This is a genomic window from Anoxybacillus tepidamans PS2, assembly GCF_000620165.1.
Taxonomy (GTDB): domain Bacteria; phylum Bacillota; class Bacilli; order Bacillales; family Anoxybacillaceae; genus Anoxybacteroides; species Anoxybacteroides tepidamans_A.
Genome location: NZ_JHVN01000014.1, coordinates 1 through 22539, shown reverse-complemented (window position 1 = coordinate 22539; position 22539 = coordinate 1). Strand labels below are relative to the sequence as shown.

At 40.8% G+C, this 22539-nt stretch carries 24 protein-coding genes and 1 pseudogene; 19 read left to right on the top strand and 6 right to left on the bottom strand.

Going from position 1 to position 22539, the window contains the following annotated elements:
* Nucleotides 1-2: 2 nt before the first annotated feature.
* Nucleotides 3-1133, top strand: coding sequence for a hypothetical protein (locus tag N667_RS0111695; protein WP_027409747.1), 1131 nt, complete (start codon nucleotides 3-5; stop codon nucleotides 1131-1133).
* Nucleotides 1134-1304: 171 nt separating this feature from the next.
* Here the strand turns inward: N667_RS0111695 and N667_RS0111690 are convergent, their stop codons facing one another.
* Nucleotides 1305-1637, bottom strand: coding sequence for a YqzG/YhdC family protein (locus N667_RS0111690; RefSeq protein WP_027409746.1), 333 nt, complete (start codon nucleotides 1635-1637; stop codon nucleotides 1305-1307).
* A 342-nt stretch (nucleotides 1638-1979) separates the two neighbouring features.
* Here N667_RS0111690 and N667_RS0111685 point away from each other — a divergent pair, with 342 nt between their 5' ends.
* The 8 genes from N667_RS0111685 (at nucleotide 1980) to N667_RS0111645 (ending at nucleotide 10749) form a co-directional block, all read left to right on the top strand.
* Nucleotides 1980-2747 carry a DUF1189 domain-containing protein gene (locus N667_RS0111685; RefSeq protein ID WP_027409745.1) on the top strand — a complete coding sequence of 256 codons (768 nt, stop codon included), beginning with the start codon at nucleotides 1980-1982 and terminating at the stop codon, nucleotides 2745-2747.
* A 276-nt stretch (nucleotides 2748-3023) separates the two neighbouring features.
* A complete protein-coding gene (locus tag N667_RS0111675; RefSeq protein WP_027409743.1) occupies nucleotides 3024-3482 on the top strand; it encodes a GNAT family N-acetyltransferase in 459 nt (152 codons plus the stop codon).
* A gap of 395 nt (nucleotides 3483-3877) precedes the next feature.
* Entirely contained in the window at nucleotides 3878-5167 is a 1290-nt protein-coding gene (locus tag N667_RS0111670) for a DUF5667 domain-containing protein (protein ID WP_232223966.1), read from the top strand.
* 127 nt (nucleotides 5168-5294) lie between these two features.
* Nucleotides 5295-6023 carry an RNA polymerase sigma-I factor gene (gene sigI, locus N667_RS0111665; protein WP_027409741.1) on the top strand — a complete coding sequence of 243 codons (729 nt, stop codon included), beginning with the start codon at nucleotides 5295-5297 and terminating at the stop codon, nucleotides 6021-6023.
* The gene (locus tag N667_RS0111660; protein WP_027409740.1) at nucleotides 6020-7267 is read left to right on the top strand and encodes an anti-sigma factor domain-containing protein; all 1248 of its coding nucleotides are present in this window, start codon (nucleotides 6020-6022) and stop codon (nucleotides 7265-7267) included. Before sigI ends, N667_RS0111660 begins: the two co-directional genes overlap by 4 nt.
* A gap of 54 nt (nucleotides 7268-7321) precedes the next feature.
* Nucleotides 7322-7468, top strand: coding sequence for a hypothetical protein (locus tag N667_RS19815; protein WP_156936124.1), 147 nt, complete (start codon nucleotides 7322-7324; stop codon nucleotides 7466-7468).
* Between the two features lie 218 nt (nucleotides 7469-7686).
* Nucleotides 7687-9561, top strand: coding sequence for a M48 family metallopeptidase (locus N667_RS0111650; protein WP_027409739.1), 1875 nt, complete (start codon nucleotides 7687-7689; stop codon nucleotides 9559-9561).
* A gap of 162 nt (nucleotides 9562-9723) precedes the next feature.
* Complete coding sequence (locus N667_RS0111645) at nucleotides 9724-10749, top strand: tetratricopeptide repeat protein (protein ID WP_027409738.1); 1026 nt, start codon at nucleotides 9724-9726, stop codon at nucleotides 10747-10749.
* 62 nt (nucleotides 10750-10811) lie between these two features.
* Here the strand turns inward: N667_RS0111645 and N667_RS19810 are convergent, their stop codons facing one another.
* The gene (locus N667_RS19810) at nucleotides 10812-10952 is read right to left on the bottom strand and encodes a hypothetical protein (protein WP_156936123.1); all 141 of its coding nucleotides are present in this window, start codon (nucleotides 10950-10952) and stop codon (nucleotides 10812-10814) included.
* Nucleotides 10953-11177: 225 nt separating this feature from the next.
* On the opposite strand from N667_RS19810, the gene N667_RS0111635 reads away from it, so the two are divergent.
* Both N667_RS0111635 and N667_RS0111630 read left to right on the top strand, forming a co-directional pair.
* Nucleotides 11178-11687: a hypothetical protein gene (locus tag N667_RS0111635; protein ID WP_027409737.1), complete on the top strand. Its 510-nt coding sequence runs from the start codon at nucleotides 11178-11180 to the stop codon at nucleotides 11685-11687.
* 350 nt (nucleotides 11688-12037) lie between these two features.
* Nucleotides 12038-12973, top strand: a complete 936-nt coding sequence (locus tag N667_RS0111630; protein WP_027409736.1) for a class I SAM-dependent methyltransferase — start codon at nucleotides 12038-12040, stop codon at nucleotides 12971-12973.
* A 56-nt stretch (nucleotides 12974-13029) separates the two neighbouring features.
* Here the strand turns inward: N667_RS0111630 and N667_RS18640 are convergent, their stop codons facing one another.
* Nucleotides 13030-13812 (bottom strand): slipin family protein, encoded by a 783-nt coding sequence (locus tag N667_RS18640; RefSeq protein ID WP_051530040.1) that lies wholly within the window; start codon nucleotides 13810-13812, stop codon nucleotides 13030-13032.
* A gap of 498 nt (nucleotides 13813-14310) precedes the next feature.
* Here N667_RS18640 and N667_RS0111620 point away from each other — a divergent pair, with 498 nt between their 5' ends.
* On the top strand, nucleotides 14311-14826 hold the full coding sequence (locus N667_RS0111620; RefSeq protein ID WP_027409735.1) for a GNAT family N-acetyltransferase: 516 nt from the start codon (nucleotides 14311-14313) through the stop codon (nucleotides 14824-14826).
* Between the two features lie 57 nt (nucleotides 14827-14883).
* Complete coding sequence (locus N667_RS0111615; RefSeq protein ID WP_027409734.1) at nucleotides 14884-15795, top strand: DMT family transporter; 912 nt, start codon at nucleotides 14884-14886, stop codon at nucleotides 15793-15795.
* Between the two features lie 27 nt (nucleotides 15796-15822).
* On the opposite strand, the gene N667_RS0111610 is transcribed toward N667_RS0111615, so the two are convergent.
* Nucleotides 15823-16104, bottom strand: coding sequence for a hypothetical protein (locus tag N667_RS0111610; protein WP_027409733.1), 282 nt, complete (start codon nucleotides 16102-16104; stop codon nucleotides 15823-15825).
* A 332-nt stretch (nucleotides 16105-16436) separates the two neighbouring features.
* On the opposite strand from N667_RS0111610, the gene N667_RS0111600 reads away from it, so the two are divergent.
* From N667_RS0111600 to copZ, 4 genes are all read left to right on the top strand, one after another.
* On the top strand, nucleotides 16437-16991 hold the full coding sequence (locus tag N667_RS0111600; RefSeq protein WP_027409731.1) for a TVP38/TMEM64 family protein: 555 nt from the start codon (nucleotides 16437-16439) through the stop codon (nucleotides 16989-16991).
* Nucleotides 16992-17193: 202 nt separating this feature from the next.
* Nucleotides 17194-17505, top strand: coding sequence for a metal-sensing transcriptional repressor (locus N667_RS0111595; RefSeq protein ID WP_027409730.1), 312 nt, complete (start codon nucleotides 17194-17196; stop codon nucleotides 17503-17505).
* Between the two features lie 16 nt (nucleotides 17506-17521).
* A complete protein-coding gene (locus tag N667_RS0111590) occupies nucleotides 17522-19918 on the top strand; it encodes a heavy metal translocating P-type ATPase (RefSeq protein ID WP_027409729.1) in 2397 nt (798 codons plus the stop codon).
* A 29-nt stretch (nucleotides 19919-19947) separates the two neighbouring features.
* The gene (copZ, locus tag N667_RS0111585) at nucleotides 19948-20151 is read left to right on the top strand and encodes a copper chaperone CopZ (protein ID WP_027409728.1); all 204 of its coding nucleotides are present in this window, start codon (nucleotides 19948-19950) and stop codon (nucleotides 20149-20151) included.
* A 211-nt stretch (nucleotides 20152-20362) separates the two neighbouring features.
* Here the strand turns inward: copZ and N667_RS20200 are convergent, their stop codons facing one another.
* On the bottom strand, nucleotides 20363-20719 hold the full coding sequence (locus tag N667_RS20200) for a hypothetical protein (RefSeq protein ID WP_051530039.1): 357 nt from the start codon (nucleotides 20717-20719) through the stop codon (nucleotides 20363-20365).
* Between the two features lie 85 nt (nucleotides 20720-20804).
* Nucleotides 20805-21077, bottom strand: coding sequence for a hypothetical protein (locus N667_RS0111575; RefSeq protein WP_035098817.1), 273 nt, complete (start codon nucleotides 21075-21077; stop codon nucleotides 20805-20807).
* Nucleotides 21078-21565: 488 nt separating this feature from the next.
* On the opposite strand from N667_RS0111575, the gene N667_RS18635 reads away from it, so the two are divergent.
* Complete coding sequence (locus tag N667_RS18635) at nucleotides 21566-21943, top strand: GNAT family N-acetyltransferase (RefSeq protein WP_084279156.1); 378 nt, start codon at nucleotides 21566-21568, stop codon at nucleotides 21941-21943.
* A 132-nt stretch (nucleotides 21944-22075) separates the two neighbouring features.
* Nucleotides 22076-22539, top strand: a pseudogene (locus tag N667_RS0111565) (RNA-guided endonuclease TnpB family protein); the annotation flags it as partial.

Sequence of the window (22539 nt, the reverse complement as noted above, 5' to 3'; positions counted from 1 at the left end):
GTATGCGAATCATCTTATATGAACTCAAAAAACTATTTCAATGGAAAATCGTTTGCTTGCTTTTTCTTATTTGCCTTCTCTTTTATTATCTATTTCTTCAATTTGACTTTACCCATTTTCCAAACGGCCGGCCAGCTCTGGATTCTTATCGAGTGACCAAGGAGATGATCCGGCAATACGGATATATGATGAACGATCAAGAATTTGCCCATTTTAAAGCGGTGTATGAAAAAAGGAAAAAAGAAGCGGACGCCTATTTGCAGGCGCGGCCCGAGTACGTGCAAGCGGGGATCGGTACGTATGCGAAATTTCGTGAAGTGGACCGGGAAAATCCGAAGATAGGCGAACTTGTGGGGCGAATCATGTTTGCAGATCAGGGAGATTTATTTTGGGAGCTTCAAGCGCGGGAAAGTTTAATAGAATATTATGAGCATAAATGGGATTGGCCTTTCGACAAGCCACTAACGCAAGAGGAATATAAAAGAACAAAAGAAGTTGTAACATCTGGGCATATCATGTCTAGTGAAGTGTTAGACAATTATCAATCGCTTATAGGAAACATGGCGATTTTGATTACGGTTAGTGTTATGTTTGTTGTGTCGCCGATCTTTCTAAGAGATCGCCGCCAGCATATCGTGTTGTTGCAATATGCAAGCAAGACAGGCCGCCGCTTATTTCACCTAAAGCTATGGGCTGCATTGATCGCAGCGGGATTGGTAACATCGCTTGAACTCGCTCTATTTTTTATGTTGTATCGAGGAAATGATGTCCATTTGTTTTTTAAAGCGGATATCAGTTCCGTTTTCTCTTACGAAATATTCTGGTTTCACCTTACGTTTCTCCAATATATTTTGTTGACGGTCGGCTGTATTTATATACTCGCTTTTGTGTTGACGATTATTGTTGGCGTATTGTCCAACTTTGTTTCTAATTATATATCGCTCGTTGGCTTTCAAGTTCCGTTAGTAATTTTGTTTTTAAAATTCGGCATCGATTACTTAGTAGTCCGAATTACAGAGATCAGTATGCCGATCTATTTCGGGCCCGCGGCTTACAGCGTGATCATATTAATTGGTATTCTTCTTTATATTTGGGCTATAAAACGGGAAAAGAACGTCGATATTGTCCATTAATAAATAAAATTTGCACAAAATTGACAATTAACATAACCCGCCGAGAAGTCTCCCGCCTCTAAGCGAAGTGTAGGTGGGGGAGGTTCATTCCAATCGCAAGTATCAGAGTAAATGATTTTATTTATTCGTATTGAGCGAACCGAAAACGGCGCGGCGATTTGACCGCGCCGTTTATCTTGGCGTTTCTTGGAAGGTGATGCCAATCACTTGTTCAGTGGCGGTGTTGAAAGTAATCGTGACAAATACGCCAAATTCTTTACGATCTGTTTTCAGCCATAGCTTAAATTTTTCGCTTGTCACATTCGCTCCTTGCTTGCGGCCTACGTGAAGATAGTCGACTATTTTGGCGTTTGGGTATTTTTCTTTTGTTTTCTGAACGGCTAACCGGCCCCATTTGGCATATAGAGGGGGCGTGGTTTCAGCTTTGGCCGTATAGAGAGGGGTGCTTAAGGATTCAACAGTCCATAAACTAAAAATCAATAAAATCATCAGCCACTTTCTCATATATCAAACCTTTCCTTTTATGTTTAGGCTGTGCAACAGCGGCCATATTATGCGTTCGAGCCGGTTGGGTGCGCACATTATATATAAACGGCTAGATGGGGGCAATGCACTACCAACTTTGATGAAACTTTTTTCATTTTTGTCCGTTAGTATTTACTGTATCAACAGTAGTGGTTTCATGTTATTCTATTGGTAAATCAAACCAAGTTGAAAAAGGAGGTTCAAAGCGTTAGGCATGCGATTATTCCGGACAAAAATAGCGCAATAAACGGAAGGACAAAAATGAATGTTGAAAAGAAGAATTGAAATTATTATGGCAGCGAATTTGAAGGAGGGCATCATATGAACTTTTTTAAAAAACTGAGCTATAGTGTGGTAGATATAAGGCGTTATCCAGATATGATCGCGCAAGGGGTAGGGAGAGCCTTTTTATATTTGTTTTTATTTACGTTGCTTTTCGGAACGCTCAACAGTGTGATTATTGGGTACCAACTCAATCGAAGCATTGGAAATTTTACGACCGATTTATCCAACAATATGCCTGATTTTACATTTCAAAATGGCGAGTTAGACGTAAAGGGGAAAATGCCGATCATCTTGCGCGGTTCGAAAGATGAAGTAACGATTATTGACACGACGGGAAAAACGACGGAGGATGCCTTAAATCAATACGAATCGGCCATGCTTATTTTAAAGGATCGCATGATTGTCAAGAGAAACTCGGCGGAAACAAGGATTATTTCGTTTAATGAATTTCAAGATGTAGCTTTTACTAAGCAAGATGTCGTTAATTTTCTCCCACATTTAAAATGGTTGGCCCCAATTATTGCGGTGGTTGCTTGGATTGCATTTTTTATCGGAAAAATGGTTAGCGCGCTGTTTTTAGCAATCATTAACTCCATTATTTCTAGCATTCGAAAAATTCGTCTATCTTTTGGCCGGTTATACAGCTTAAGCATTTATTCTCTGTCGTTGCCGATGATACTTGATATCATCTTTAAGCTATTCCATTTGAAACTTTCCGGCTTTATCTATTTTGTTATTGCATTAGTTTACGCTTGGCTTGCGATGGGGTATATGAAAAAAGAAGCGGAGCCTATTGAAGAATAAACGCAAAAAAGACAACAAGATGTGGATGTTGCTATGGGTCGTTTCGCTATCAAGAAGCGGAATGATACACAAACTGTGCAACAAAGCATCCGCGCTTGTTGTTTTTTTGTATAGGTTTGTACTTAGCCTAACACAAAAGAAAAGACCATGGAAGAAAGATGAAGGAGTTTTATGAATAGGATAAGGTTGATGCAAGGCAAAAGAATATTTTTAGTCTTTTCTTGCCATGTTACAACGCAATCTTAAGTAATAACTTAGAAAAAGGGGGGAGAAATAATGAAAATAAGCCGGACTAACGATTACAAGCTAATTGCCGCATTGAATAAACATGTACACGATCTACATGTAAATCTATATCCGAACTATTTTAAAGAATATGATTACGAAAGTATGAAAAATTTCTTTAAAGCTGTTATTGACCAACCGAATTTCGTTTTTCTTTTATTAGAGGACGATGAACCGGTAGGCTACGCTTGGCTGGAAATGAGAGATTACGACGACAACCCGTTTTGGAAGCCCCGTAAATCCATATATGTGCATCAAATCAGCATTGTCACAAGCCATCAAGGAAAAGGGTACGGCTCCCGATTGATGGAGGCGATATATGAAATGGCCAAAGCCAACGGAATTGACAAAATTGAATTAGACTATTGGGTCGATAATGAGGTAGCGAAAGCCTTTTATAAAAAGCACGGGTTTGTAAAATACCGTGAATTTGTTTTTAAAGATCTTTAATTATTACGTATCGTTCCTTGAGCAAGCGACAAATAGTGTTGCTCGCTTAAGGGACGGCCATCTTTTTCCGATTGTTTTCATGTTGTAAACTAAATGAAGATGAGCAGTATTTCTACCGTATTGAAGAGACTGGTAATCGAGAAATCCCCCCATTGATGATGTTCCTCTAAAAAGTTCCCTCTATTTTGCCTTAATATAGTTAAAAGCTTCTACATACTCGCATCTATAAGTTCCTTGAAGAAGCACGAAACCGACAATATTACTAGCGACATGCAGGTTGTTGCGAGATTCGACATCATCCACAAATTTTTTTTTGGCTTGGCCCTCACAAAACGATAAAACGCATGCGAAGTATATTCTCGGAAACAAACAAGGAGGGAAACAAGGTGAATAAAATGCTAAAAGTAAAAAATGTTTTAGCAACAAGTGTGCTACTCACATCCATTTTAGGCGGAACCCATGCGTTTGCCGATGGCAACGATACGGCAACAGGATCAAATGTCAGCACGGAACAACAAACTGCGACAACAATTTCTGCATCTGAAGCAGGAACAACGCCTGACAGCTTTCTGTATACGTTTGACAAGATTTTAGAAGATTTGCAGTTAGCGATGACAGGCGATTCTGAGAAAGAAAGTGAGCTATTGCTTCAATTTGCCAAAGAGCGACTTGCGGAAGCGAAAGTGATGACAGAGGCAGAAAAGCAAGAATTTGTGAAAGAAGCAGTGGAAGAATATATGAAATTACTTGCGCAATCGCAAGAAAAGGTATCTGAAGCGGTTCATGAAGACGAATTAACAGGTGAAAAACAAGAAGATTTAACGGATAAGTTAGAGGAAACAGCAAATGTCGATGAGAAGTCAGAGGAAGCGATTTCTGAAGACTTAGATGAAAAAACAAAAGAAGCATTAGAGGAAACGCAAGAAACAACGAAAGCGGTCGCAAATGTTGTCAAAGGTATCGATGAAAAGGTTGTTCAATCTTTGCGCGATCAAGGATTTGGATATGGCGAAATCGCCAAAATTGTCGCATTAGCGGAAGCAACGGGAAAAACGGTAGAGGAAATCTCTGCTGCTGTAAAAGATGGAAAAGGCTTTGGAGAATTAGCGAAAGAAAACGGTCTTCACCCTAAACAAATTGCCACAATGATTAAAGAAAAACGTTTAACGGCGGCGTTAGAAGAAGCGAAAACAAACGGCGATGATAAAAAAGTAGAGCAGTTTGAGAAAAAGCTAGCGAAGTTAGAAGAGAAAAAGACGGAATTTTCGAATAAGAAGCAAGACCAAGTGAAAGAGGATAAAGAAGCAACAGAAACTAGCGAAAAAACGGATGCAGAAGATGCTCAAAAGGAAACAACGATTGAAACTGCTGTAGATGTAAAAGAAGTAAGCAAAGAACCTGTTCGAAAAGTAGAAAAACAGCACAAAGGGGCAAACACGCATAAAGAGCAAGCCTCAGAGGAAGCTAAAAAACGCGAGGTAAAAGCAAAAGAAGAAGTTGAAAAACGCGGTGAAAAAACGCGTGAAGAAGCACCAAAACATAGTCAACAAACGCACAAAGAAGTTCAAACACAACATGCGAAGCAACGCCAACCTCAAGAAAAAACGGAGTTTAAGAATAAAAAAACAAATAAACACGAAAGCGAAGAGCACGGTAACCATAAAGAAAACAAACATGACAAATAATTACCAAGCAAGCCCTCTCTCAAAGAGGGCTTTTTTGATGTATACTGATTTTATGAAAGTTGATGGCGACACCCCCATAAAAATGGCTGGCGTTACGAATATCATAAGGAAGGCAAGGGGTGAAGAAATGCTTCGCAGTTTGTTTAGAAAGAGAAAAGACAATGAAATCGAACAGGTCATTGAGCAATTCCAAAATGGAGACGTCGATCAATTAGATGATTTTATTGAGCAATACAAACCGTTTATCGCAACGAAGGTTTCAGAAGTATGCAAAAGGAAAATTGAACCGAAATATGATGACGAGTTTAGTATCGGATTAATTGCTTTTAACGAAGCGATTGAAAAATATACACCTGATAAAGGGAGCCGTTTTTTATCTTTCGCAAGCTTGGTCATTAAACGCCGTGTTATTGATTACATTCGAAAAGAAAAAAGGAATGACAATTATTCGCTCGATGAACGGGAAGAGGATATGGAAAATCCATATGAAATTAAAGCAACGAGCGAACAATATCAAAAACAAATTGAAATAGAGCAGCGAAAAGAAGAAATCCGCCACTATGCTGAAAAGCTAAAGGAATTTGGGATTACAATGCTTGATTTAACCGAACATTCTCCAAAGCATAAAGACACGAGGGAGACAACGTTACAGATTGCGAAAACGATTTTACAGCATGAAAATTTAAAACGGCAATTATTTGATAAAAAAAAGCTTCCTATTAAGGAAGTGTCCGATTTAGTTGATGTAAGTCGGAAAACACTTGAGAGAAACCGAAAATATTTAATTGCGCTCGTCGTTCTTCTTTCAGAAGATTATATTTATTTGAAAGAATATTTAAAGGGGGTGAAAAAATGAAAAATGGAATTGTTATGGAAGCGGGTAAACGTTATTACATCGTTATGACCTCTGATGGCGAGTTTTTGAAGGTGAAAAAAGATAAAGAGCACCAAGTCGGTGAAGAGATTTCATTTTCACCACATCAAGAGGAAAAGAGAAGCGTAGGACGAATATTATGGGTTCGAAAAACCCCTCGATTTGCTTTCGCACTAGTTTTGTTATTAATAGTTATTCCGTTCTTAATGAACTTTAGTACAAACAGTGCTTACGCTTATGTAGCGCTCGACATTAATCCAAGCATTGAAATGTCGATTGACAATATGCAAACGGTTACAGACATCAGAGCATATAACGAAGATGGGAAAACGATCATTCGTTTACTCAAACATTGGAAAGACAAAAAATTGGTTGATGTGATGGAAGACATCATTGATCGAAGTGAAGAGCACGGCTATTTAAAGAACGAGCGAGATGTTATCATTTCCGTCACTCCTCTCAACAAAAGAAGCAAAATGGTCGACGAACAGATCGATAAAACCATTCATACCGTCGAGCAAAAAAGGAACTTGACCGTCGCAGTTATTCAAATGAATAAACGAACGCATGATGAGGCGAAAAAATTAGGGGTTTCTCCAAATAAATTAGCGATTGCCGAAAACAAAGGAGTGCCTGTTGCAGAAATTAAAGAGAAATCAGCTGCAGAAATTAAAAAAATGATTGAACCGTCGCCAGACCAAAACAAACAGCAATTAGAACAAAATAAACAACAGCCAGACCAAAACAAACAACAGTCAGAACAAAATAAACAACACCCGAAGCAAAATCAGCAACTACAGCAAAATAATAAACAACAAATGGAACATAATAAAAAACCGATGAATGAGAAGAAGCCGGAAGTGGAGAAAAACGAAACGAAGATGCAAACAGAAATGGAGAAGAAGCACAATGCTAAAGAAGTAGAACTGCCAAAATTTCAACAGCGACAACACAGTCATAACGATCATCACGAAAAAACAAAAAGGGGCATTTTTGATTTTGAATCCGAAAAAAAGTATCTACAGCGGGGCAATCGTGAAAAAGAAAAGAGGAGTCGTTGGCCGAAAGAACATTCAAAAATAGAGAAAGAGGACACAAAAGATTGCAAAGGAAGAAATGAGAAAAGGCAATTGAAAGGAGAACAAGACAAAAGAGAAAAAAGAGGAGAAAGAAAAGAAACAATAGAAAAAAGAATAGAAAATATAAGATTACCCCTGCTCCGATAAGAGCGGGGTTTTACATTGTACAAAAGGTATGTTGCTTTTTTTGGGAGGGATGAAATGGTAATCGATGTCTTGAATGTAAAAGAAGAAGCGAAATCCACCGTTCAGCGGACTGTTGAAATGTACACCAAGCATGTCGGAGAAGATTTTATAAGCATGTGCAGCGCTGTGATCCTGACGAAACTTCCATCGAAGACGTTTTGAACTTAATCGAAAATGGGGTCGCATTGTTCCAAGCGGTTCAACAATGGTTTGAAAATAGATAAGAAACACCCTGCTTCTTAAGCTTATTGATACATGTATGACGCTTCAACTTTTAGAAGCGTGTTATTCAAATGATTACCAATAAAGGTAGTCTATTATCGTCAAGTTGAAGTCATATATAATATTAACTGAAATACTCAATGGCGGGGGAGGAAATAATGACAAAAGAAAGGTTTATAGCTTTAGTAAACGAACTCGAAAAGGAGGCGTCTCGTCGACCGAATTTATACCGTCTTAAAGTGCTTGGACTTACGGGTCTAGGTTATGGCTACGTTCTCGTGTTTTTAGGCATCTTTATTTTTTTATTTGGCGTTTCGATATCGATGTTTTTAGAAGACGGATTCACGTTTGGAGGACTAAAGCTACTCGTGCTAACACTGTCTTTATCGTTTTTCATTTTAAAAGCGTTGCTGTTTAGAATGGAGATGCCAGCAGGATATTATGTACAAAAACAGGAAGCCATCGAGCTGTTTCGCATTTTGGAAGATTTACGCGTAAAAATGAAAACTCCTAAAATCCATGCGGTCGTACTTACTAGCGAATTGAATGCAGCGGTAACGCAAATTCCGAAATTTGGTTTATTCGGTCCTAAACAAAACGTGCTCATACTAGGGCTTCCTTTATTGTTAACATTGACTCCTGCACAGCTTAAAGCGGTGTTAGCCCACGAGCTGGCTCATATTTCGCATGCGGATACGGCTTTTGGCGCCAAAATATATCGGGTTCGGTATACGTGGGAAAGGCTTTTATATTCGCTAGAGAAAAATGAACAGTTCGGTACGTTTTTGTTCCGGTGGTTCTTCAAGTGGTACTGTCCGCGTTATGACGCTTACACGTTTGTATTAGCTAGGCAGCAAGAATATGAAGCGGACCGAGCAGCGGCTCAAGTAACAAGCTATAAAGACAAAGCTGAGGCGCTGTGCGTTTTAGCAATGACGGGCCCTTACTATTATCGGGATTTTTATGATGAATTATTTGAACAATCCGTCATCGATGGATCAGTACCGCACCCATATTCGGATTTCGCTCGAAAAATACGGGAGATAAACAAAGAAAGGTATTTAAGCTACTTAAACGAAGAATTGGCCGAAGAGAGCAGCGTGACGGATACACATCCGAGCTTAAAAGACCGTCTCGCCTCTTTACATGTCGAGCCACAGCTTGTGGAAATTGGCAAAGAACAAGCGCTCCATTTTTATTTCAATAATGCCGAGCAAATTCTGGAACATTTTGATCAAATGTGGAAAGAGTATAATGAAGAAGAATGGCAAGAACAGGTGGCGCAATATCGCGATGAAAGAAAGCGATTAGAGGAATTAGCCGCAACAGAAGTAGACGATTTAAATGCGTTGCTAGAAAAAGCGGTTTTGACTGAGAAGTTTAAGAGCACAACCGAAGCAATTCCAATGTACGAGAAGATTATTCATTCATTTCCGGCTAATGAAGACACCGCGCTCGCTTATTTAGCGTTAGGAAAAATCTTGGTGGAAGACAAGAAAGAAGAAGGACTGAAATTGCTGGAACGAGCAGCAGAACTAAGTTGGGAGTGCCGTGAGCCCGCTTTAGAAACGATTTGTTGGTATTATGACATGAGCGACGACGAAAAGAACTTTGAACGAGCGAGAGAAAGATATGTGCGCTGGTTGGAAACATTAGAAGAAGTGGAACAGGAGATGGAACGTATATCGGTAGATGACCATTTTGTTTCACACGATCAATCGCAAGAGGAAATCGCAGCGTGCTTGGAGCAGATAGAGAAGCATGAAGAAATTATGGAAGCGTATTTGGTGAAAAAAACGATAAAGGCGATGCCGGAAAGGCCGTATTATATTTTGGCGCTCGTCGTTGAAAACTATGCAGAAGAAATCGAAGAGCAATTGTATGAAAAGTATGCAAGAACATTCGAAGGAGCTATAACGAATACAACTATCGTTATATTAAACAATGAAAGACGTATACTATCAGCCATCGCAAAAGCAGCTGGAAAGCCATTGTATCGAAAAGAGAAGGGGGAAAGCCTTTCGATTTCGTAGCGGATGTCGTTTTGGATTATATGGCTGAAACAATGATGTTGCTAACAAGTATCTAAATGAAAACAACAAGTTCGGCACATAGCTGAACTTGTTGTTTTATGTGGCAATAATCTAGAGATAGGCTTGACATTTTTAGAAATATGCAAATGGGGAGAAATGCGAGTGACTAACTTTAACGAACTAGTTAAACGATTACAGAAACAACTTCAGAACGAGCCTGACAATGCTTGCTTACGAAACGAACTTGCGATTGCATTAATGGAAATCAACGATTTTGCGGGTGCGTTTTTCCAACTTGAAAAAGCGGCTGCCATTCAACCTCATATACAATCACTCAATAATTTGGCGTATTTTTATTATTATGAAGGGGAGTCGTTAGGAGAAGGCGTATGGCGGAAGAAAGAAAAAGAAGCGATTAGACTTCTGCAAAAAGCGATTCAATATCGTCCGTCATCGCACATTCCATACAGTTTATTAGGTGAAATTTATGCAGCCAGCGGCCGTTATCGCGAAGCTAAAAAAGTGCTGCAAACGGCGGTCGCCATTCAACCAACTTGGCAAAACTTGAACAACTTAGGAGTTTGTTATTATAAAACAGGCTTTTTAGAAAAAGCAGCGGAGCATTTTAGTTTGTCGAACTTGGAAAGAAAGGAAGCGGACTTAAGCTTGTATCCGTTGTTGAATTATGGTGTCACTTTAGCTCAACTAGGAAGACGCGAGGAGGCCCGGCAACTCGCAAAACGCCTATTGGATATGAATGAAGAAGTGGAGGAAGGTGTAGAGGTTGAAGTCGCCCATATTTATTATATCATGGGGGATTATGTTTCTCTTCGCGCCATTTACGACAAACTCCAGTTGCTTTATTATACAATAGACGATATAGCGCCCTATTTTTTTGCGCTCAAGCAGTTGGACCGTTGCGATGAAATGAAGGAAATCGCCCAATCTATCATTCATCATAAATTAGATGAAATGAAAGCGACCCTCGCTGATGACGGAGAATGGGAATATGGAAGAAAAGAAGAGTATATCAATGAACTAAAAGAAGACATCGCTGTATTGGAGAATTTGGTGGAGCGAATCATGGAGGGGGAACAACCTGTATGGAAGTATGAACCGATTATCGAGAGCGACTGCTATTTGTTTGGCTGCAAGCGACATGGCAATCCTAATTATGCGCCGTGCTGATAAAGGATAAACAAAGCCGCCTTTTTTGAAAGGCGGCTATCATGAAAAATGGAGCACAGTGTTTAGAGGCGGTCATCCTCGTATAAATCGTAATAATCTCCTTGCATTTCTTTATCATCGCTTGAATTCGACTGAAATTGTGTCTTTCTTTCTGTAGGCAGTTCACATTCTTTCACATCGCTTTTAAAAGCATTTTTTTCCATGGACAACACCTCCGATATCTAGTTTGTGCGGTTTTATGTTTCTGCATGTATGATTGGCCGCATCTTAGGAACAGTTTGTAAGTACATGGGATTTCCGGTTGCTGAGGTAGTAAGAGAGGTTATTGAAGATGTTGGATTAGCACAAAATATCGTCTTTTGCGACCAGGAAGTTTATAGTATAAATAAAGTACATACAGCAACAAGAAGAAGCAGAAGAGGTGTCCCATGAATTTTGTCCGGACGTTTTACATTGCTTTTATTTCTGCAGGATTTTTATTTGTATCGTTATGTTTCTACTACGTGTGGGTATATGTGGACAATGGATCCCGCTATTCATCAAATGATTATGGGGATTTATTGGGCATTGTTTTTATAGTTAGTCTCTTGTTGACAAGCGCCCTTCATTTTTGGATTACAATGAACCTTGTACACAAAAGCGAAACGGGAAAATGGATTTTTATGCTTTATGTTCCGCTTATAAATATAGCTGTGTTTCTTTTATGTATTCCTCTCATTGGTATACTGAAAATACCGATGTTCAACGACCCAAACGATTACGCGTTAGGGATGTTGTTAATGTTGTACCTTCCTTGGCATTGGTTTGTTTTTGTGGCGGGTGTTTTAGCGGGACACTTTCGAAAAACAACGAATCGCAACTATCGGGCGTGGTTCGTTGCCGCGGGAATGGCGTTGGTGGTTTTATTTATTTCGATCATCATGATCATTTTCCAATGAATTTGTTCCTTAGTCGCATTCTCTGTTGAAGGCATTGAAAGCTTTGATCTTTCAATGCTTTATTTATTTTACTCGATACCGCGAGTACCTTGAGCAAAAGTATATAAATTAGGAGAGTGTCACAAATAATTAAGGGGTCTAAGAAGGAGGAAACATTAGTGATCAACAATGTTTTAGTGAATACATAGAAGATACTCGGCACGTATTGCTTTTTTTGTGAGACAGGCATTCTCAAATCGCATAGTTCCAACTAGAAAAGTAGTAGAGAGAAGAATGAAAGTTAGCAATACTGATCAAGATAGACTAATGTAGTTTGAGAATTGTGTTAGTTTGACATAGGAGGAAAAAACATGTTTACTTTTTCTGATTTTCAAAATGCGATCGATCAGCAACTGCTTCATAATCGGAATAAAAGCCTTTTTTACGAGTCGATGCAAGGAGAGCCTATATTGTCGCCTTCCCCGGAAACGGCGAAGCTTTTAAAGCATCGGGCTGGAGAGATTGCGATGTTCATTCAAGAGGCAAAGAAAAACGGTACGTATGAGCGGTTACTCCAATACGCTGCCGACAAAACCGTTAAATTGTTTACCGATGTGAATCAATATTTAAATTTTCGCTTCGAGGATTGCCGCGAGCTGGAACATATTTATGACGATTTATTTGACCGGATGAGTTTGCTAGCAAGAAAACAGGACATTTCCGATCGTGACATTCGCGAATTGTTTCGTTCCCATTACCGAAACTTGCGGTCATTTTTATTCGCGTCGAACGGGACGGAAATATTCAAAAAATATATGGACGCACCTTATTTGTTTGAGGTGAAATGCGCGGAATACAGTCCAGAGTTTCAAATCGAATTGTTGCATATCGACCTTGAAAGCATCGAGCAGCCCATTTTAGATTTAGGATGCGGTTCACAAGCCCATCTCGTTCATTTCCTTAGGGAGAATGGATATGAGGCGTACGGGGCCGACCGCAATGTGGAAGAAGGGGGCTATTTGTTCAATGTGAATTGGCTGGAGTGTGTGTTAGAGCCAGATACGTGGGGTACGATTATTTCCCATATGGCGTTTTCGAACCACTTTATGCACCATCACTTAAGAGTGGATGGAGATTTTACGACGTACGCTCAGAAGTATATGGAAATATTGACATCGCTCAAAGTGGGCGGGAGTTTTATTTATGCGCCGCGCCTGCCATTTATGGAAGAATTGCTCATGGCATCGAACGAATCGTTTTTTGTGGAAGTTTGGGGGCAAGCGACGCATATTACTAAAATTCAATGACAATCGCCATCACCGAAACAGGATGGCGACTGTTTTTGAAGTGCTATGTCATTCGCTTATTCGTTTTGGTCCGTCATCGTTTTTTCTTTTTTCCCGTTGACAAGAAACGGAACATTCGGAGCGCTCATGACGACTGTATTGCCTGAAGATTCGCCAACAGTCTGTAGCAATCGAAGCTGCAGAAGCATTGGATTGTTTTCTATCATTTTGGCGGCGTTGGCAAGATTTCGCAATGCCGCGGTTTCGCCTCTGGCTTTCTCCAGCACAGCCAGCCCTTCTTTTTGTGACTTGATTACTTGCATATAAGCTTTTTTTAGGTCAGACGGAAGGACGAGATCCTTGACAGTGACAGAATGAAGCTGTAAGCCGAGTTCAGCTACCTTGGAGCGGCTCAATTCTAGTAACTGCTCGCCGATGGCCGTTCTTTTTTCCAAAAGCTCATCCAGCTTTATCGAACCGACTATTTGCCGGAGAGAAAGCTGCAATGTCAAATATAAGTTCTCATAATAGTTATGAACTTTAATCGTAGCCGCATAAGGGTCCACAACTTCATAGCTGGACACGAGGCTGATTTTTACCGAAATATTGTCTTGTGTCGCCACTTCTTGAGATGCAATCGTGAGTACAGCCGGCCGGATGTCGATCACCTCGATCGAAGTGGTCAAGCTGTTGCTCCAATATTGTCCAGGTTGAAGCACTTCTTGAAATTTCCCTTTATAGTATTTTAACCCCCGCTCATACTCGTAAATGGTAGTTTTCACAAATATTTTTCGCAGAAGTGATACGATGAAAACTAATATGGCAATGAGACCGATGATAGCGAATATACTTTGAATCACGAGGCGTCCCCCTTTCATGATGTGTCCGCCCTAAAGAGCAGCAATCCAATGGCGGAGGTCTGAACCCGCAAGGCCATCGGTTTGCGCGTTGCTCTTTAGGACAGAGATGCGTTATTAGGGATTCGAACCCTAGAAAGCAAGATCGTTGCCCACCAACGATGAAGAAGTCCAACGCGCAGAGCCGGCTCCATTACTTGGAGCGGATGCTTGCTTCTTCATACATCATTATATATGTCTCGCTCATAAAAGTAATCTATAATCTTTATTTTTTGCAAGGGAAGTCGAGAATACCTAAACAGCCTCGTAGACAGAGAGAGTAGAAAATTTCCTATTTCCTCGGAAAGCGCATAATGTGACAAAAAAACAGAAAAATCGTGCGGTTGTTGCGGGTTTTGTAGATAAAGACCTCTGCTTCACTTTTTTAATCTTCTGTATTTTATGTGTTTAATAAAGGAGATTAATTGTTATAAAATGGAGATAAGAGGAGGATAATTAAACATGTTTATACTCGAAACATCGCGACTAAGATTGCGACCGTTTAAGGATGACGATCTTTCAAGCCTACATAGCATTTTTTCCGACGAGGAAACGATGAAATTTTATCCGGCGCCTTTTACCATTGAACAAACACGAGAGTGGATTCGCCGAAATCAAGAAAGGTATCAGAGTGACGGCTACGGGTTATGGGCGGTTTGTTTGAAAGAAACGAACGAGGTAATTGGCGATTGCGGGCTTGTGAACCAACAAGTCAATAGCCGGCTAGAAGTAGAAATTGGATATCACATCGATAAACGATATTGGTCAAGAGGGCTCGCAACCGAGGCGGCAAAAGCGTGCCGAGAGTATGGATTTGGTCAACTTGGCTTAAATAAGCTTATCAGCATTATTGACCCGAATAATATACCATCAATTCGTGTCGCGGAGAAGATCGGTTTTACGAAAGAAAAGGAAGTATTTATTTTTGGTAAGAAATGTGTTATTTATTCAGGAGTGAGGAAAAGTCGTTGTGACTGAAGAGGGGGATTATGGGGATTATAAACAAAGGAAAACGAAACAGGGAGGGGGAGCGACATGACGTATTTTATGTATATATTTTGCTTAATAGTATGGGGACTTAATTTTATTGCCGTAAAAATTCAAGGGACACCAGTCAGTTTAGAGCTATCATTGACATATCGTTTAGTGATAGCGGCTTTTTTATTTTTAATTCTTGTTTTGTTTGTTAACCCAAAAGGAAGACCTCGAAGAAAAGATATTCTATTTATTATCGTGTTTGGTATATGTAACTTTGCATTAAGTTATTTATGTCTTTATTACGCCACCATTTTGAGTTCTGCCGCTATGGTTACATTAATCTTTTCATTAAAAGTGATATTAACTCCAATCGCTCTTCGTATTTTTTTAAAAGAAAAGCTGCATGTGCGGATTTTTCTTGGAGGAATGCTGGGGATATTAGGCGTATGTGTCGTCCTTTACCCGACCTTACATCATTTTCAAGCACAGAACTATTTAAAAGGAATGGCGCTCGCCTTTTTAGGTACGATTCTTACAGCGATCGGTGATGCGAGTTCGGCAAGAAATGCTAAACTCAAAGTTAATCCTATCTATGCGAATGCGATCGGTTTTACGGCTGGCAGTGTATTAATGGGGGGGATTGTTCTATTTCAAGGTCAAAAATTAATACTGCCAACAACCGCTACTTATTTGGCTGCTTTGCTATATTTGGCTTTCATCGCTTCGTTTATGGCTTGGTTGTTTTATTTAAAACTTGTAGAGAAAAAGGGTGCAGCAAAAAGCGGATATATGGTGGCATTGTTTCCGGCCGTTGGCGGGATTGCTTCAGTGGTAATTGGTGAATCCAATCCATCCATTTATTTGGTGGCAGGCTGCTTACTTAGCTGTGTCGGAGCCGCCATTGCTTTAGGGGTCGGAACTCCAAGTAAAAATGAAAAGCTGTCTATAAAGAAATATAAAGTTTTGTAAACTAATGTCATGAAAAGAGCTTGAAGTTTAGGTGGATGTTTTTCTAAGGGCGGATAACACAATCAAGTCGACAACCGCAATGATGGCTGCTGCGGCACCATAATACAGCACCCCAAGGCCTTGGCTGAGCCCGTCCGTCTCGGTGAAAAACCACCAAATGCCCCCACCTGCCAAAATTGCCGTGTTGACGAAAAACGCCAAGAAAAAGGAGCGGAAAAGTTGTTGCTTTCTTTTCAGTTGCAAAAGACCGACCGACAACGATATGCCGAATGAAAGGACGATGACGCCCCAATACAATATGAGTCTCATTTTGTACCCCCAATGTTTGAAAAATGATGACTTTTTGCCTACGCTGTGCATCGGACGTGTAAAGGATTTTTGCGCTAAAATGGAAATGAAGCTTTTTAAACCCGTAATTTTGTGGAGTGTCCGTTGGGAAAATGGGATGACTGATCTCAATTGTCTTGTGGTGTTATACTTCTACTTTAGCATAAAAACCATTAATTGGATATTGCTTTTTGTAACTGAAATCGAAGCAACTAAGGATGGTTCTATCCGATATCGTGAAAGAAGCTTGTTTTCAAGGTCAAAGCTCGATGCAACAAAGATTGCAGAAGATGAACGTATGGGGGAACGAAAGAATGAAAGAGCAACTCGTTTCACTATTTGAAACATATGAAAACAGCGCATTCCTCATTAGTATCTTGCTCAATATTGTTATTAGCGTTTTAGGGGTTGTCCCGAGCGTTTTTCTAACGGCCGCCAATTTAGCGGCATTCGGCTTTTGGAAAGGCACATTTGTCTCTTTTCTTGGCGAGGCAGTGGGCGCGCTTGTTTCCTTTTGGATATATCGGAAAGGTTTTCAGAAAGCGGCCGACGCGAAGCTGTGTTCCTATCCGAAAGGAAGAAAGCTGCTTGAGGCAAAAGGGAGAGAAGCGTTTTTCCTCATTTTATCGCTGCGGCTCCTTCCGTTTGTGCCGTCGGGAGTGGTGACGTTTGTGGCCGCCATCGGTCAAACGTCTTGGCTAATCTTTCTGGTTGCTAGTTCGCTCGGAAAAGTGCCGGCATTGCTTTTAGAGGCATATTCGGTCTATCAAGTGATGAACTGGACGTGGCAAGGAAAAGCTGTTATGAGCATGTTGTCTATTTTTTTATTGGCTTTTGTTTGGCAAAAGGTCAAAAATAATCAGACATGATGAACAGGAGTACACAAGATTTGCGTTATCAAACTTTCTCAAAAAGATGTGGACGTTGCCTCAGCCTACTCATGTGAAAAAGTTTTTATTGGGTTTCTTAAAAGTAAGATACCCCTGGATCGTATTTTGAGTTTGTTCGATTTGCATTTACATACCCATTACCGGTATAATGTAATTAGAACGATTAAGAGGAGTGATACCAGTGAACCACTGTGAAGATAATAATGTAAATGCAAAAATGGTTCCAAGAACGGAAGAGGAGATTGAAAGTCTCATCAAACGCTTAAGGCGAATTGAAGGACAAGTGCGCGGCGTGCAGAAGATGGTTGAAGATAACCGGTATTGCATTGATATTTTAGTGCAAATTTCTGCGATCCAAGCCGCTCTAAATAAAGTCGGATTGAACTTGCTAGAACGCCATGTCAATCATTGTTTCGCCAAGGCGATCCGTGAAGGAAATGGAGAAGAATCGATTCGTGAGCTGATGGATGTCATTAAACAGTTCTCGAAGTAAAGGAGAGAAAAGCTTTATGAGCGAACAAAAATTGGTGACGCTAAAGGTGACAGGGATGACGTGCGCGGCTTGTTCTAACCGGATTGAGAAAGTATTAAACAAAATGGACGGAGTGGAAGCGAGCGTCAATTTAGCGATGGAAAAAGCGACGATCCAATACGATCCAGCGAAACAAAACATCAGCAGTATTCAAGAGAAAATTGAAAAGTTAGGTTACGGTGTGGCAACGGAAAAAGTGACGCTTGATATTGAAGGGATGACGTGTGCCGCCTGTGCGACAAGGATTGAAAAAGGGTTAAACCGCGTGGAAGGTGTGGCGAGTGCCGTTGTCAACTTAGCGACGAACAGCGCTGTTGTCGAATACAACGAAGGTCTTGTGCATATCGAAGACATCTTACAGAAAATCAACAAACTTGGGTACAAGGGACACATTCGCAACGAAGGAGATGATCAGTCGCGTCGAAGGGAAGCGGGTCTGAAACAAAAACAACGGCGATTGGCTATTTCCATCATTTTATCGCTTCCTTTGCTTTATACGATGGTGGCCCATATGCCGTTTCGTATAGGTTTACCAATGCCGCACATTTTAATGAATCCTTGGTTTCAACTTCTATTAGCAACACCTGTCCAGTTTTATATTGGCGGTCCTTTTTATGTCGGAGCATATCGGGCGCTAAGGAACAAAAGTGCGAACATGGACGTGTTAGTGTCGCTTGGAACGTCAGCGGCCTACTTTTATAGCTTGTATGAAGCGTTCAAAGCTTTAGGAAATCCGGACTATATGCCGAGATTGTATTTCGAAACAAGCGCCGTACTTATTACGCTTGTCCTTGTCGGCAAATACTTTGAATCGCTGGCAAAAGGGCGGACAACTGAAGCGATTTCCAAGCTGTTGAGCCTGCAGGCCAAAGAAGCGCTTGTTATTCGCAATGGGCAAGAAGTAAGGGTTGCACTTGAGGAAGTGGCAATCGGTGATACGGTTGTTGTCAAACCAGGTGAAAAAATACCGGTAGACGGTATTGTCATTGCTGGAGCTTCCACAGTAGATGAATCGATGATTACGGGTGAATCGATTCCAGTAGATAAGAAAGAAGGGGATTCCGTCATCGGAGCTACGATGAATCAAAATGGGGTGCTGACCGTTCGGGCAGAAAAAGTGGGGAAAGATACGGCGCTTGCTAATATTATTAAAATTGTCGAAGAAGCGCAAGGATCGAAAGCACCGATTCAACGGATGGCTGATGTCATTTCCAGCATTTTTGTTCCGATTGTCGTAGGAATTGCCTGCGTTGCATTTATTGCATGGTATTTCTTTGTCGCACCGGGCGATTTGCCAAAGGCGCTCGAGGTGGCCATTGCTGTTCTTGTCATTGCGTGTCCTTGTGCGCTTGGACTTGCGACGCCGACATCGATTATGGTCGGTACGGGTAAAGGGGCGGAAAAAGGAATTCTTTTTAAAGGGGGTGAATATCTAGAGGGGACGTATAAAATCAATGCTGTTCTGCTCGATAAAACCGGAACGGTAACAAAAGGAAAGCCGGAAGTGACCGATGTGTTAGAGTTCCAAGAAGGGATGTTAAGTTATGCGGTTTCGGCTGAAAGTGCATCAGAGCATCCATTGGCTCATGCGATTGTGGAATATGGGAAAAAGCAAGGAATTTCTCTGAAACCGATAGAGTATTTTTCAGCCATTACGGGGCATGGCATCGAAGCGACGATCGACGGCAAAACCGTTCTTGTCGGAACAAGAAAACTAATGAAGGAACGTTTGATTCACATTGACATGCATGAAGATCAAATGGTATCGCTTGAAAAACAAGGGAAAACGGCGATGCTTGTGGCCGTTGAGGGACAATTGGTCGGCATCATCGCTGTGGCCGATACCGTCAAAGCAAGCTCTAAAGAAGCGATTCAAACATTAAAACAAATGGGAATCGACGTGTATATGGTGACAGGAGACAATCAGCGTACGGCAGAAGCTATTGCGAAACAAGTGCATATAGATCGTATCTATGCCGAAGTGCTTCCGGAAGACAAAGCAAATATCGTGGAGGAACTGCAAAAACAGGGAAAACGAGTAGCAATGGTTGGCGATGGCATTAACGACGCTCCCGCTCTCGCGAAGGCGGATATTGGCATGGCGATTGGCACAGGGGCGGATGTTGCGATCGAAACGGCCGATGTGACACTCGTCGGTGGCGATTTGGCGCACATTCCGAAAGCGATTGAGCTGAGCCGGCGAACAATGAAAAACATTCGGCAAAACCTGTTCTGGGCACTATTTTATAATATTATTGGCATACCAGTTGCCGCTATGGGACTATTGGAACCTTGGGTTGCCGGTGCTGCGATGGCATTCAGCTCTGTTTCCGTTGTAACGAACGCGCTTCGTTTGAAACGCGTGAAAATATAATCACGAAGAAAACAAAGGAGGAATAAATGATGACCATTACATTAAATGTGCAAGGAATGACATGCGGGCACTGCAAAATGGCTGTAACGAACGCTTTAACGGAACTAGAAGGAGTTAAACATGTCGAAGTACATTTACAAGAAGGCACAGTCGATGTCGATTATGACGAAACAAAAGTAAGCGTCGAACAACTGAAAGAGGCGATTGAAGAGCAAGGGTACGATGTGAAGTAACATGAAAATCCCCTCCTAGTTTTGGAGGGGATTTTACGTAAACGCTCATTTAACATAGTGTATGCTCCCCATTCACTTGTTTCACGTTGTTGGGTTTTATGTTGAATAGTTATATCCCCATTTATTAACTTCAAGCTTTCTTACTGGGATGGAACTAATATGTTTTTTAATAGAAACAAAATCACATGCAATGAGTGTACGTTTAGAAATATCATTGGGAATGTATAATAAAAGAATCTCTTCTCTTAATAAGATGTTCAAGTTTCCTAACTGCCTCATTAAATTCCCCAATATTCATCTGTTTAGTTGCAAGTAATGAGCATAAAATTGCAAACGCGATCGCAGTTGTGTCCACATGTACGTTTAAGTGAATATCGACATCTGAGTTCCCGCTTTGACCAATGGAACTAATACTTCCATTCTTTATTTTGATTTGATTTTCATCAAGAGCACGGGAATCAGAAACATTTTGGCTGTTTACTCGCTCTTCACTTCTATTTTTTAGAGCAGATTCCCAACTATGGAGGGTATATCGTTTTTTTTCCTTTTTTCCTTTTTTCTCTTCCATATTTTATTTTCACCTCCCCTAATTTAAGGGTAGGATTTTGATACCCTACCCCCATTTGTTTTACTAATTCAAGCTACATTAGCGTTTAAAGATCTACATCAACATCCGTGTTTTGATTTTGATCATTATCTTGGTCTTGAGCAGATGTCGTGCGGGCATTGCTTCTGCTGTTTAATCGAATGTCCACTCTAGCGTTTCCGGAATTGGTTACAGTTGCACGAGCAATATTTGTATTTCGATCGGTATTGCGTACATCTGCATCTGCGTCTGCTTCAGAGCGATTTCGCACGTCATTTTCTAAATCAGTAGTAACGTCGACGTTCACATTGGTGTTTTCGTTTTGGTTTCTTCTTCTCATTTTGTTCCCTCCTTTCTTGCGTTCTTACTGTGCAGTATATTCTCTAAAAATGTTTGCGGATGGACAAACGTTAGAAGACAGATACCTGTTTTTACATAATTTTTAAAATTGATAGAACAGACTATACAAAACTGATTTAACATATCAACCGAGAAGTCTCCCACCTCTAAGCGAAGTGTAGGTGGGGGAGGTTCATTTTTTCGACATGGAACCTAGGTGATACCAAACTGACGCAATACCGTTTTTGTACATTGAAGAATCATTGTTATGTTGAAAAAGTTAATCATTTATATAGTTAATCGCGTCGTTAGCTTAATTGTTTAGTATCTCTATAGAGTTCTGGGATTCGAGATGTAGTTGACACGAGCCGCTCTGGTTTGAACTTAAAGGATAGGAACAAGTGAAAACGGTACTTAAAAAAGAGGGTCCAAAGCAGTGATTGGGAGGATGAATTGGATAAAGTTTGCATTGTGTGATCCGTTTACGGAATAGATATTTCAAGAGAATGTTGCTGCTGTCTGTTTATTAACTGGTCTGACAGTAAAGAAAACATTTGGATTTTAGAGGTGAAGGGAAAACCAAAAGGTTCGATCAGCATCAAAAAAGTAAGCGACCAAGTTGCGCAGCTCGGATTGTTTCTTGTTGAGCCAGGCGTTAGAGGTGGTGGTTACGGACAGCAATTGCTGCAAAGAGCCATCGATTTCTGCAAGGAAAAAGGCTACGAAACGATCATCCTTTGGACAAATAGCGAGTTGAAGTCCGCAAGAATGTTGTATGAAAAGAATGGTTTTCGCTTAAATGAAACGAGAAGACAAATATTGTCTAACAAAGAGCTAATAGAGGAAAAGTGGGAACTGCATATTTAACACATTCACCGAGAAGTCTCCCACCTCTAAGCGACGTGTAGGTGGGGGATGAATCGGGTGTTGGGCTTTTTAAAATAGAACATATGTGCTATAATCGTCTTAGACAAGCTGGAAGGAAAGGGAGGAATCTCGATGCTTCGCGGTCAAAAAATCTCCTTTCGTGCATCGAAAAGGGATCTCGAGCGGCTGTTGACCTGCAACCGGGAGTCAGCCCGCGTTTGGAATGAGTGTCTTCGGCTCGCGAAAGAATACTTCCTTACAATACGGCCGCAGCGCAGCATCTCGAAAAGCGAGCTGCAAAAGCAAACAAAAGGCCGCTTTCATCTTCACAGCCAGTCGATTCAAGCCGTTTGCCACAAGTATCTCTTCGCACGACAATCGGCACACGCCGCCATTCAAAAAGGACTTCATCATGCTCGCTACCCATACAAACAAAAGAAATTCTTCAACACGAAATGGGCGAAAGATGGGTTCAAAGTGTACGAAAATGGAACCATTGCCTTATCGATGGGCATCCATGATGGAACAAGGGAAGAACCGATCCTCGTCCATGTCTCCCGCTTACCCAAAGGAATGATCAAAGAAATCGAATGTTG

Excerpts from the sequence above, each read along its gene's own strand:
- N667_RS0111600 (WP_027409731.1), top strand. The coding sequence starts at position 16,437 with ATGAAAGAGCAACTCGTTTCACTATTTGAAACATATGAAAACAGCGCA.
- N667_RS0111575 (WP_035098817.1), bottom strand. The coding sequence starts at position 21,077 with ATGAGAAGAAGAAACCAAAACGAAAACACCAATGTGAACGTCGACGTT.
- N667_RS0111610 (WP_027409733.1), bottom strand. The coding sequence starts at position 16,104 with ATGAGACTCATATTGTATTGGGGCGTCATCGTCCTTTCATTCGGCATA.
- N667_RS0111590 (WP_027409729.1), top strand. The coding sequence starts at position 17,522 with ATGAGCGAACAAAAATTGGTGACGCTAAAGGTGACAGGGATGACGTGC.
- copZ (WP_027409728.1), top strand. The coding sequence starts at position 19,948 with ATGACCATTACATTAAATGTGCAAGGAATGACATGCGGGCACTGCAAA.
- N667_RS19815 (WP_156936124.1), top strand. The coding sequence starts at position 7,322 with ATGGTAATCGATGTCTTGAATGTAAAAGAAGAAGCGAAATCCACCGTT.
- N667_RS0111635 (WP_027409737.1), top strand. The coding sequence starts at position 11,178 with ATGAATTTTGTCCGGACGTTTTACATTGCTTTTATTTCTGCAGGATTT.
- N667_RS0111650 (WP_027409739.1), top strand. The coding sequence starts at position 7,687 with ATGACAAAAGAAAGGTTTATAGCTTTAGTAAACGAACTCGAAAAGGAG.
- sigI (WP_027409741.1), top strand. The coding sequence starts at position 5,295 with ATGCTTCGCAGTTTGTTTAGAAAGAGAAAAGACAATGAAATCGAACAG.
- N667_RS0111685 (WP_027409745.1), top strand. The coding sequence starts at position 1,980 with ATGAACTTTTTTAAAAAACTGAGCTATAGTGTGGTAGATATAAGGCGT.
- N667_RS0111690 (WP_027409746.1), bottom strand. The coding sequence starts at position 1,637 with ATGAGAAAGTGGCTGATGATTTTATTGATTTTTAGTTTATGGACTGTT.
- N667_RS0111660 (WP_027409740.1), top strand. The coding sequence starts at position 6,020 with ATGAAAAATGGAATTGTTATGGAAGCGGGTAAACGTTATTACATCGTT.
- N667_RS0111615 (WP_027409734.1), top strand. The coding sequence starts at position 14,884 with ATGACGTATTTTATGTATATATTTTGCTTAATAGTATGGGGACTTAAT.
- N667_RS19810 (WP_156936123.1), bottom strand. The coding sequence starts at position 10,952 with ATGGAAAAAAATGCTTTTAAAAGCGATGTGAAAGAATGTGAACTGCCT.
- N667_RS20200 (WP_051530039.1), bottom strand. The coding sequence starts at position 20,719 with ATGGAAGAGAAAAAAGGAAAAAAGGAAAAAAAACGATATACCCTCCAT.
- N667_RS0111675 (WP_027409743.1), top strand. The coding sequence starts at position 3,024 with ATGAAAATAAGCCGGACTAACGATTACAAGCTAATTGCCGCATTGAAT.
- N667_RS0111630 (WP_027409736.1), top strand. The coding sequence starts at position 12,038 with ATGTTTACTTTTTCTGATTTTCAAAATGCGATCGATCAGCAACTGCTT.
- N667_RS0111695 (WP_027409747.1), top strand. The coding sequence starts at position 3 with ATGCGAATCATCTTATATGAACTCAAAAAACTATTTCAATGGAAAATC.
- N667_RS0111670 (WP_232223966.1), top strand. The coding sequence starts at position 3,878 with ATGCTAAAAGTAAAAAATGTTTTAGCAACAAGTGTGCTACTCACATCC.
- N667_RS0111620 (WP_027409735.1), top strand. The coding sequence starts at position 14,311 with ATGTTTATACTCGAAACATCGCGACTAAGATTGCGACCGTTTAAGGAT.